This is a genomic window from Ornithinimicrobium sp. (genome assembly GCF_030537745.1).
Taxonomy (GTDB): Bacteria; Actinomycetota; Actinomycetes; order Actinomycetales; family Dermatophilaceae; genus Ornithinicoccus.
Genome location: NZ_JAUNVI010000075.1, coordinates 1 through 8,424, shown reverse-complemented (window position 1 = coordinate 8,424; position 8,424 = coordinate 1). Strand labels below are relative to the sequence as shown.

Sequence of the window (8,424 nt, the reverse complement as noted above, 5' to 3'; positions counted from 1 at the left end):
AGGGTGGGTGCCGTCGAGCTCTCACCCGAGGCGCATCGGTATGCGGTCGCGAACGCGGCGCAGACCGGCTTGGTGATCGACCTTCGGCTCGGACCGGCGCAGGAATCCTTCGGGGACTGGGCCGGCACGGTGGACGTCGTCGTCAGCAACCCCCCTTATATCCCTACCGATGCCGTGCCGATCGACCCAGAGGTGCGTGACCATGATCCCGCGCTCGCCCTCTATGGCGGCGGCGAGGACGGGCTGGACCTGCCACGTGCCCTCGGCGAGCAGGCAGCCGTGCTGCTGCGGCCCGGTGCTCTGCTGCTGATGGAGCACGCCGAAGCACAGGGCGTCTCGCTGCCGGCGGCTCTCGCGGCCCAGGGGCACTGGGACACGATCGAGGACCTGCCTGACCTGGGGGGGCGGCCCCGTGTCACCAGAGCTAGACAGACCCGCAGAGCCCGCGACCATTGAGGTCGCGGGCTCTGCGGGTCCGGTGGATACCGGAGTTGAGATTCCTCGCTGTCAGAGGATGTAGATCAGCAGGGCGATGATGAGCAGCACCCCGACGATGGTCCAGATGAGACCGCTTCCACGCATTGAGTTCACTCTCCTTGGTGCTATGACGTCCACGCGGTGGCGTGACGTTCGTCTTTACTCTTGAGCAAGTCGGCCCTCGTTGCAACTTCAAGTGGCACCTGCGTGTCGTGCGCGGGCGGGCTCTGGTGCAAGACTTGCGCTGGCAGCGGTCCCCGCCGCGCCCACGACGACCCGATCGGAGGATGGCATCCATGGCTGGCATGCCGTTGCAGGACCGCCTGCTCGATTGCACCGACGCGCAGAAGCGTGCGGAGGCGATCGCCAAGGCCGCGGAGGTGGTCCGGGACGGCAAGATCCTCGTGCTGCCGACGGACACCGTGTATGGCGTGGGAGCGGACGCCTTCGATGTGGTCGCCGTGGCCATGGTGCTGGCCGCCAAGCACCGCGGTCGCGAGATGCCACCGCCGGTCCTGGTGCCCGACGCTCGCACGGTCGACGGTCTGGCCATCGAGGTGCCCATGTATGCGCGGATCCTCATGCGGCAGTTCTGGCCCGGTCCGTTGACTCTGGTGCTGCGCTCCCAACCCTCGCTGCACTGGGATCTGGGCGAGACCAACGGCACGGTCGCCTTGAGGATGCCCGACGACGAGGTCGCGCTCGCGGTGCTGGCCGAGGTCGGGCCGATGGCCGTGACCAGCGCCAATGTCACCGGGCGTCCCGCAGCCACGACCGGTCAAGAGGCGCTGGACCAGCTCGGTGGGGCGGTCGCGGTCTACCTGGACGACGGCGCCCGCACGGGTGGAGCGCCGTCAACCATCGTGGACTGCACGGCGCAGGAGCCTGTCGTGCTGAGGGTCGGCGCTCTGGACGCAGCACGGATCAGGGCCGTGCTCGGCACCACCGTCCTGCATGACGCCCCGTTCGCTGGATCAGCTGCCGAGGAAGGCGCTGGGCCCCCTCCGGAGCCTGTCGAGGAGGCCCACGTGTCGCCAGTTGCCGAGCAGCCCACCGCGTCCGCCTTGGACGGACTGCGGCCCAGTGGCGTCGTCGTCCCCGGTGGGGCGGTCCGCACCGTCGAGCCCTGAGCGGGGGCGGGGCGGTTGACGCCCTAGAGTGGTCGCATGACTGCTGTGACGCCTGACACTTTCTACGGACCCAGCTTCAGCTCGCTACTGGAGCGGGACCCTGACATCGCCGGACTGCTCGTCTCCGAGCTGGACCGCCAGCGCGCCGGCCTCCAGCTGATCGCCAGCGAGAACCAGACCAGTCCCGCGGTGCTGGCAGCCTTGGGCTCCACGTTGTCCAACAAGTATGCCGAGGGGTATCCCGACGCCCGGTACTACGGCGGCTGCGCCGAGGTCGACAAGGTCGAGAAGCTGGCCATCGAGCGCGCGACCAGCCTTTTCCAGGCCGACCACGCCAATGTCCAGCCGCACTCCGGCGCCAGCGCCAACCTCGCCGTCTACGGAGCTTTCCTCAAGCCGGGCGAGACCATCCTGGCGATGTCCCTGGACCATGGCGGCCACCTCACCCACGGCTTCAAGGTCAGTTTCTCCGGCAAGTGGTTCAACGCCGTCCACTACGGCGTCCGCACCGACACCGAGGACATCGACTACGACCAGATGGAGCAGCTCGCCAAGGAGCACCGCCCCAAGATGATCTGCGCCGGCGGGTCGGCGATCCCGCGCCTCATCGACTTCGAGCGGATCCGGGCGATCTGCGACGAGGTAGGGGCGATCATGTGGGTCGACGCTGCCCACTTCATCGGCCTGGTGGCAGGCAAGGTCATCCCCTCGCCGGTCCCCTACGCCGACGTCGTCTCCTTCACCACGCATAAGGTCCTCCGCGGTCCGCGTGGCGGCGCGATCGTCTGCAAGGACAAGCACGCCAAGACGATTGACCGTGCGGTCTTCCCGATGATGCAGGGCGGCCCGCTGATGCACTGCGTCGCCGCGAAGGCCGTCAACTTCGCCGAGTGCGCGACCCCGGCCTACCAGGCCTACGCCCAGCAGGTGCTCGACAACGCCAGCGCACTGGCCGCCGGCCTGGATGAGCTCGGCATCCGCCCCATCACGGGCGGCACCGACACCCACCTGTCCCTGCACGACCTGCGGGGCGTGGGGGTCAACGGGCGGGACGCCGAGGCGCGCTGCGATGCGGCTGGCATCGTGCTCAACAAGAACGCCATCCCCTTCGATCCGGAGAAGCCCAACATCGCCTCAGGTATCCGCGTCGGGAGCCCGTCCGTGACGACGCAGGGGATGGGCGTTGAGCAGATGCAGACCGTCGCCCAGCTCATCCACCGCGCGGTCACCGAGACCGACGGCACGTCGGAGCACGCGGTGGCCAAGGAGATCCGCGGCCAGATCACCGACCTGCTCGTCTCCTACCCGGCCTACCCGGACCCGACGGCCGGCTGACCCGGCCCGCGCCACTTCCTACCGGATCTTCGCGATAGGAAGTGGGGCAGGTGAATCTCCGTGCGCGAGTTCCTGATGGTGCTGCTCACCGCAGCGATCGTGACCTACCTGGCCACCCCGTTGGTGCGTCGGATCGCGGTGCGGATCGGAGCCATCACGGCGGTTCGGGCCCGCGACGTGCACACGGTGCCGATCCCGCGGTTGGGTGGCGTCGCGATGCTTGCCGGCTTCGCGGCGGCGGTGCTGCTGGGGCGCCAGCTGCCCTACCACGGACAGCTCTTCGAGACCTCGCCCCAGCTCTATGGCGTCCTGGCCTCGGCCGTGATCATCACGTTGCTCGGTGCGGTGGACGACGTCCGCGAGCTGGACTGGATGACGAAGTTGGCCGGGCAGGTCATCGCCGGCGCAGTGATGGCCTTCTATGGAGTGCAGTTGCTGTCGTTGCCGATCGGGGGTGTGACGGTGCTGCCCGAACCCGTGATGGTCACCCTGACCATCCTGGTGGTCGTCGTGTCCACCAACGCGGTCAACTTCATCGACGGGCTCGACGGGCTGGCGGCCGGTGTGGTGCTGATCGCGGCATCGGCCTTCTTCGGGTGGTCCTACCTGGTCAGCACCAACTTCGACCCACCCAACGTGTTCTCGATGTCGACCTTCATCAGCGCCGCACTCATGGGCTGCTGCCTGGGATTCCTGCCGCACAACTTCCACCCGGCACGCCTCTTCATGGGCGATGCGGGAGCACTACTGCTCGGCCTGCTCCTCGCCGCCGCGACCATCTCGATGACGGGCTCCGTCGACCCCAACTCCTCGCTGGCCAGCGCCTCCGCCGCGACCGCGATCTTCCTGCCGGTGCTGATCCCGCTCGCCATCATGGCGTTGCCCTTCCTCGACATCGTCCTGGCCATCTTCCGGCGCACCCGGGCCGGTCAGTTGCCGTGGAAGCCGGACCGGGGCCACCTGCACCACCGGATGCTCGATATCGGACACAGCCACACCGGTGCAGTCATCCTGCTCTACCTGTGGGCTGGACTCGTCGCGGCGGGGACCGTCTCCTTCGCCTATCTGCCTGCTTGGGTGTCGGTCGTGGGGATCGTGCTGCTTCTGGCGTTGGCCATCGTGCTCACCCGTCGCCCCGAGCGGCACCGCACGCCGGTGCCGCGGTGACCAGCGAGTTCGCGGGAAACCGCGACCTTGTGATAACTTTCACAAGCATCCCCACCCCAACCTGACGAGGATCCGTCGACGTTGCGTGCCCCAGCCCAGACCCCCCAGGTCGTTGACCGCATGCTCTGGCATGCGCTCATCGTCGGAGTCGTCGCGACGCTCGTCGCAGCTGTCGTGGCCGGTTCCCTCGTCGGTCCCTGGCTCCAGGTCGCGGGCTCGGTCGGGCTGGCCGGCGCCCTGGTGACGGGCTCCCTCGCGGCAGGTGTGGGTGCGATCCGATGGCTCCTGACCCAACACGACGCGGTGATCCTCCCCGGAGCCTTCGCGGTCCTGCTCATCGTCGTGGTCCTGCTCGCCGCCGCGGCTCTCCTCCTGCGCGAAGTGGACTGGTTGGCGCGTCCCGCCTTCGCCCTCGCGGCGCTGGGCAGCGCTATTCTCTTCCAGGTGGTCCTGGTCTGGTCCTATCTCACCGGCCCGCGTCCGCTGCTAGATGTGGCCATGCCGCAGCGGGCGGAGGACTGAGTCCATGGGTTTGAATCTGTTTGGTCAGGATCCGATGCCTCGCGAGGACGGTCGGCCTGCCCGGGACGAGGACTACCCCGGCCTGGCGCCGGAACACTCGATGGGCACCAGCGTGCTCTCGTATCTGCTGGCGGGACCTATCCTGTTCGGAGGGATCGCCTGGTTGATCGGCCGCTGGACGGGCCTCGAGTGGTTAAGCGCCGTCGGGATCCTGGCAGGCATGGGCATGTCCATCTACATCATCTGGGTCAGGTACGGTACGCAATGAGTTTCTTCCCCGCACCCGATGACACGGCAAAGGAGTATGCGTGAGCGTAGTGACCCTGGGATTCTCGTTCGTCCAGGCGGACGAGTTCCATGCACCGTCGCCCGCCGACTTCTGGCAGCCGCTCATCGGCAGCGGCCAATGGGCCATCACCCGGCCCATGTTCGTGATGACGCTCGTCACGATCCTGCTGGGTGCCTGGCTCATCCTGGGCACCCGCAACCTCAAGATGGTCCCCGGCAAGGGGCAGTTCCTGACCGAGACGGTCTACAACTTCGTCCGCAACGACATTGCCCGGGACCTGATCGGCGGCAAGCACTACGCCAAGTACGTCCCTTTCCTGTTCTCGATCTTCGTCTTCCTGCTGCTCTCCAACCTCATGGGCGTCACACCGTTCGTGATGATGCCCACGACCGGCACCATCGCGATCCCGATCGGGCTGACTTTCCTGGTCTACGTCGTCTACCACGTGGCAGGGCTGCGCCAGAAGGGCCTGGCTGGTTACTTCAAGGCCATGGTGCCCGAGGGTGTCCCGCTCGTCATCGCGCCGATCGTGCTCTTGCTGGAGATCTTCAGCTACTTCGTCACCCGGCCGCTCACGCTGGCCCTTCGACTCTTTGGCAATATGTTTGCCGGCCACATGATCCTCACCCTGTTTGTCGTGGGCGGGTTCTTCCTGGTCGGGCAGGGCGGGCTGCTCGTGGCGGCGGGCATCGGCTCCTTCGTGATGGCCTTCCTGATGACGTTCTTCGAGATCCTCATCCAGGTTGTCCAGGCTTACGTCTTCACGCTGCTGGCCGCCTCCTACATCGGTGACGGGGTCTCCGAAGGCCACTAACCGCAGTGGGCACGTATGGTGCCCGCCCTTCCTCTTCAACTGAATACGTCGTCCGCATTACCGCCGGCCCTCCGGGCCGGACCACCACAGAAAGAAAGAGAGATCATGGAAGCTCTTGCCTCCCCCCTCGCCCTCGTCGGCTACGGTCTTGCCACCATCGGCCCCGCCATCGGCGTCGGTCTGATCTTCGCGGCCTACCTCAACGGCGTCGCCCGCCAGCCCGAGGCTCGCGGCGTGCTGACCCCGTTCACGATTCTCGGCTTCGCCGTGGCCGAGGCCCTGGCAATCCTGGGCTTCGTGCTCTACTTCCTCGCCACTGCCTGAGGTCGGGCCAGGTCCGGTTGGGCCCTAGCCCCCTACCACCTAACGCGTTGAAGGAGACACCGTGCAGTACTCGTTACTGACGACCGCCGTGGCCGCAGCGGCAGCCGAGGGAGGCCCGAGCACTCCGATCATGCCGCACACCCCCGAGCTCATCTGGGGTCTGCTCATGTTCGGCGTGATCTTCCTCATCGTCTGGAAGTTCGCCTGGCCCCAACTCGAGGGCATCGTCGCCGCGAGGGCCGATGCCATCGAGGGCGGGATGGAGCGGGCCGCCAAGGCAGAGGCTGAGGCCGCCGCCGCCAAGAAGCAATATGACGACCAGCTCGGCGAGGCCCGGTCCGAGGCCGCCCGCATTCGCGAGCACGCCAAGGAGCAAGGCGCGCAGATCATCGAAGAGATGCGGACGCAAGCTGCCACCGAGGCGTCCCGGATCACCGAGACCGCCCACAAGCAGATCGAGGCCGAGCGCCAACAGGCGATGGTCCAGCTCCGTGGCGAGGTCGGCCAGATCTCCACTGACCTGGCGAGCAAGATCGTCGGGGAGTCGCTGCAGGACGAGGTCCGCCAGCGCGGCATCGTCGACCGCTTCCTCGCCGACTTGAGCGAAGGTGCGATCCAGCCCGAGAAGCTGGGTGCCAGCGCCGAGCAGGGGCTTTGATGGACAGCACGTTCCGCCGGTCCTACCGGGGCGCTCGCGAGGCGCTCGAGGAGGTCCTGCAGGCCGACCAGGGGGCGTTGGACGCTTCCACGGTGGCGGAGGAGGTGTGGGCGGTGGCGCGGGCTGTCGATGCCAATGCGGCACTGCGGCGCAACCTCGCCGACCCCTCCCGTGAGGGCGCTGACAAGGCTGCGCTGGCCGCGCACGTGCTCCAGGGCAAGATCGGCGTCGGCGCGATGCATGTGGTCAAGGCCACCGCGGGACAACGCTGGCGCAGCGCCGGAGACCTGGTGACCGCGCTCGACCGTCTCGGGGTGGAGGCGGCACTCGCGCATGCGGAGCGGCAGGGCTCGCTCGGCCAGCTCGAGGATGACCTGTTCCGGTTCAGTCGGATCGTCGAAGGCAGCCCGGAGCTGCAGGCGGCGCTGTCTGACCCTCGTGCCGACGGCACGGCGAAGTCCGTCCTCGTGGACCGGCTGCTCTCCACCAAGTCCACGCCGGAGGCGGTGAGCCTGGTCAAGCAGGCAGTAGCCGGGATCCGCGGTCGCCGGTTCGAGCGGGCCATCGAGGCCTACCTCCAGCAGATAGCCGAGCGGCAGGACGAGGTCACCGCCACGGTGACGACAGCAACGGCTCTCGACCCTGCGCAGCACGACCAGCTGGTGGCTGCGCTCAGCCGTCAGTATGGCCGGACCGTCCACACCAACGTGGTCATCGACGAGGACGTCGTCGGCGGCATCAGGGTGGAGATCGGCGACGAGGTCATCGACGGCACGATCAGCCAACGACTGGCTGACGCGCGCCGGCGGATGACCAGCTAGACCCCCACCAGACCAAGGCGACCCGCCACTACATACAGCACCGGCCCGGCACCAAGACCCGGGCCACGACGAGGAGAAGACATGACGGAGCTGACGATCCGTCCGGAGGAGATCCGCGACGCGCTCGACCAGTTTGTCCAGTCCTACGAGCCGAGCGCCGCCTCTCGCGAGGAAGTCGGCCGCGTGATCAGCGCCGGTGACGGCATCGCGCACGTCGAGGGCCTGCCCTCGGTGATGACCAACGAGTTGTTGACGTTTGAGGACGGCACGCTCGGTCTGGCGCTGAACCTGGACGCGCACGAGATCGGTGTCATCGTCCTGGGTGACTTCTCCGGCCTGGGAGAGGGCCAGCCGGTCCGCCGCACCGGTGAGGTGTTGTCCGTACCGGTCGGCGACGGCTACCTCGGACGCGTCGTCAACCCGCTCGGCCAGCCCATCGACGGACTGGGCGAGGTGGAGACCGACGGCCGCCGTGCGCTGGAGCTGCAGGCTCCCGGTGTGATGGCGCGCAAATCGGTGCACGAGCCTCTTCAGACGGGCATCAAGGCGATCGACGCGATGATCCCGATCGGGCGCGGCCAGCGTCAGTTGATCATCGGTGACCGCCAGACCGGTAAGACCACGGTCGCGATCGACACCATTCTTAACCAGAAGGCCAACTGGGAGTCTGGCGACGAGTCCAAGCAGGTCCGCTGCATCTACGTCGCGATCGGCCAGAAGGGCTCGACCATCGCCTCGGTGCGCAGCACCCTGGAGGAGAACGGCGCGCTCGACTACACCACGATCGTCGCGGCTCCGGCCTCCGACGCCGCCGGCTTCAAGTACCTTGCTCCCTACACCGGCTCGGCCATCGGTCAGCACTGGATGTACCAGGGCAAGCACGTCCT

At 67.5% G+C, this 8,424-nt stretch carries 9 protein-coding genes and 2 pseudogenes; all 11 read left to right on the top strand.

Annotated features, from left to right (window positions below; genetic code table 11):
* Positions 1-456, top strand: a pseudogene (locus tag Q4P07_RS12565) (peptide chain release factor N(5)-glutamine methyltransferase); the annotation flags it as partial.
* A 326-nt stretch (positions 457-782) separates the two neighbouring features.
* Positions 783-1,607, top strand: a complete 825-nt coding sequence (locus tag Q4P07_RS12560; protein ID WP_303375263.1) for an L-threonylcarbamoyladenylate synthase — start codon at positions 783-785, stop codon at positions 1,605-1,607.
* Between the two features lie 36 nt (positions 1,608-1,643).
* The gene (glyA, locus tag Q4P07_RS12555) at positions 1,644-2,942 is read left to right on the top strand and encodes a serine hydroxymethyltransferase (protein WP_303375258.1); all 1,299 of its coding nucleotides are present in this window, start codon (positions 1,644-1,646) and stop codon (positions 2,940-2,942) included.
* 60 nt (positions 2,943-3,002) lie between these two features.
* On the top strand, positions 3,003-4,109 hold the full coding sequence (locus tag Q4P07_RS12550; RefSeq protein ID WP_303375257.1) for a glycosyltransferase family 4 protein: 1,107 nt from the start codon (positions 3,003-3,005) through the stop codon (positions 4,107-4,109).
* Positions 4,110-4,229: 120 nt separating this feature from the next.
* Entirely contained in the window at positions 4,230-4,631 is a 402-nt protein-coding gene (locus Q4P07_RS12545) for a hypothetical protein (RefSeq protein ID WP_303375256.1), read from the top strand.
* Positions 4,632-4,635: 4 nt separating this feature from the next.
* Positions 4,636-4,899: a hypothetical protein gene (locus tag Q4P07_RS12540; RefSeq protein ID WP_303375255.1), complete on the top strand. Its 264-nt coding sequence runs from the start codon at positions 4,636-4,638 to the stop codon at positions 4,897-4,899.
* A 40-nt stretch (positions 4,900-4,939) separates the two neighbouring features.
* Positions 4,940-5,734 (top strand): F0F1 ATP synthase subunit A, encoded by a 795-nt coding sequence (gene atpB / locus Q4P07_RS12535; protein ID WP_303375254.1) that lies wholly within the window; start codon positions 4,940-4,942, stop codon positions 5,732-5,734.
* A 105-nt stretch (positions 5,735-5,839) separates the two neighbouring features.
* Positions 5,840-6,058, top strand: a complete 219-nt coding sequence (locus tag Q4P07_RS12530) for an ATP synthase F0 subunit C (RefSeq protein WP_303375253.1) — start codon at positions 5,840-5,842, stop codon at positions 6,056-6,058.
* Positions 6,059-6,119: 61 nt separating this feature from the next.
* On the top strand, positions 6,120-6,716 hold the full coding sequence (locus Q4P07_RS12525) for a F0F1 ATP synthase subunit B (RefSeq protein WP_303375252.1): 597 nt from the start codon (positions 6,120-6,122) through the stop codon (positions 6,714-6,716).
* Positions 6,716-7,537: a F0F1 ATP synthase subunit delta gene (locus tag Q4P07_RS12520; RefSeq protein WP_303375251.1), complete on the top strand. Its 822-nt coding sequence runs from the start codon at positions 6,716-6,718 to the stop codon at positions 7,535-7,537. The genes Q4P07_RS12525 and Q4P07_RS12520 overlap by 1 nt, the downstream gene beginning before the upstream one ends.
* 81 nt (positions 7,538-7,618) lie before the next feature.
* Positions 7,619-8,424 (top strand): annotated as a pseudogene (locus Q4P07_RS12515) (F0F1 ATP synthase subunit alpha); the annotation flags it as partial.

What these genes read in the sequence shown, in the direction of transcription:
- Q4P07_RS12560 (WP_303375263.1), top strand. Translation starts at nt 783, where the DNA reads ATGCCGTTGCAGGACCGCCTGCTCGATTGCACCGACGCGCAGAAGCGT.
- glyA (WP_303375258.1), top strand. Translation starts at nt 1,644, where the DNA reads ATGACTGCTGTGACGCCTGACACTTTCTACGGACCCAGCTTCAGCTCG.
- Q4P07_RS12545 (WP_303375256.1), top strand. Translation starts at nt 4,230, where the DNA reads ATGCTCTGGCATGCGCTCATCGTCGGAGTCGTCGCGACGCTCGTCGCA.
- Q4P07_RS12540 (WP_303375255.1), top strand. Translation starts at nt 4,636, where the DNA reads ATGGGTTTGAATCTGTTTGGTCAGGATCCGATGCCTCGCGAGGACGGT.
- Q4P07_RS12530 (WP_303375253.1), top strand. Translation starts at nt 5,840, where the DNA reads ATGGAAGCTCTTGCCTCCCCCCTCGCCCTCGTCGGCTACGGTCTTGCC.
- Q4P07_RS12520 (WP_303375251.1), top strand. Translation starts at nt 6,716, where the DNA reads ATGGACAGCACGTTCCGCCGGTCCTACCGGGGCGCTCGCGAGGCGCTC.